Here is a 1,092-nt window from a genome sequence, read left to right as displayed (position 1 = left end):
GGACAGAGCATGGGACAAAGTCTTTGGGGACGGGAGTTTCGATAGATTTTTCGGTAAAGGTAGCGCACAAGCGCTGGATAACACTGCGGATGCGATTGGACGTGCAAATGGAGCTGCAATTGATACCCTAGACTATTACAGTCACAGTATGGACGCTGCAACAATGGGCGTCGCAGGAAAACCTGTTAAGGCCGCTACAGGCGCTGCAAAACTGGGTGCTTGGCTTGGACGAATAATTCGTGGAAAACGCGCTGTAAAGCCCTCCGGAAATTTGACACCAATACATGGTGTAGGCGCAAACATCTCAGCTCCTAAGGGCTTTACGGCCATGAGGGATGCGAAAGGTAAAATCTTCTATCAATCCCCTGAAGGAGTTATATATGGCCCGGACAGAAAATTTGGCAACCGGATTGCCCACGTCATGGCGCACACCGCCCCCGATCCATCCAAACCAAAGCACTCAGTATTCAGCACAAAAACGCTGGATGGTGTAATGGGCCTCGTTGATGAGGCCTGGGCTGCTAGAGGAAATCATGTTCCTGGCGATCCGGGAGCATTTATCGTCTCGATGGGGCGACAGGTGGGAACTATGGGCGAAACATCTCTTAAGGTTGTTGTAGAGGCCAATACAAGTAGGCTGATAACAGCCCATCCATTTTAGAGGTAATTGCTATGAAAGTTCCTTGTCCAAGATGTGAGCAAGATTGGGTGCGACGGGCTTCGGTAAAGAAGACCGGGAAGCTTATTTTTGTATGCCCGGAGTGTGAGGCTACTTGGTTTTCAGAAGATGAAATCGAGTACGCAACGTTCAATTATTTCAACTTGTTTATGGAGAGACAAGGAATTGATCCTGATTGGAGCGAATTGGAGATACTAGGGGTTGTCACAAACAAATCCTATAGCTGAAGTTATTGTGGTCCAAGAGCTTGGATAGAAATTTGTAGAGATAGTAGGTTACCCCCGCCACCCCACCCTTAACACCCGAACCTCTCCATTCTGCGCGCTATGCACGATCCCGGCGATCTGCGCCCGCCCGTCGCAAACGCCTTCGCCCAGAATAGACCTGCACCGTGACCAGCTGCAAAGCGTGAA

General features: G+C 49.8%; 1 protein-coding gene. It reads left to right on the top strand.

The features are described from left to right. Positions 1–661: hypothetical protein (locus FIL88_RS16800; protein WP_221931180.1), on the top strand; the 661-nt coding region annotated here is incomplete at its 5' end. Positions 662–1,092 lie beyond the last annotated feature (431 nt).

Source organism: Aliiroseovarius halocynthiae (assembly GCF_007004645.1).
Lineage (GTDB): Bacteria > Pseudomonadota > Alphaproteobacteria > Rhodobacterales > Rhodobacteraceae > Aliiroseovarius > Aliiroseovarius halocynthiae.
Note: the sequence above shows the minus strand (reverse complement) of the source record. Positions and strands in the feature narration are given on the sequence as shown.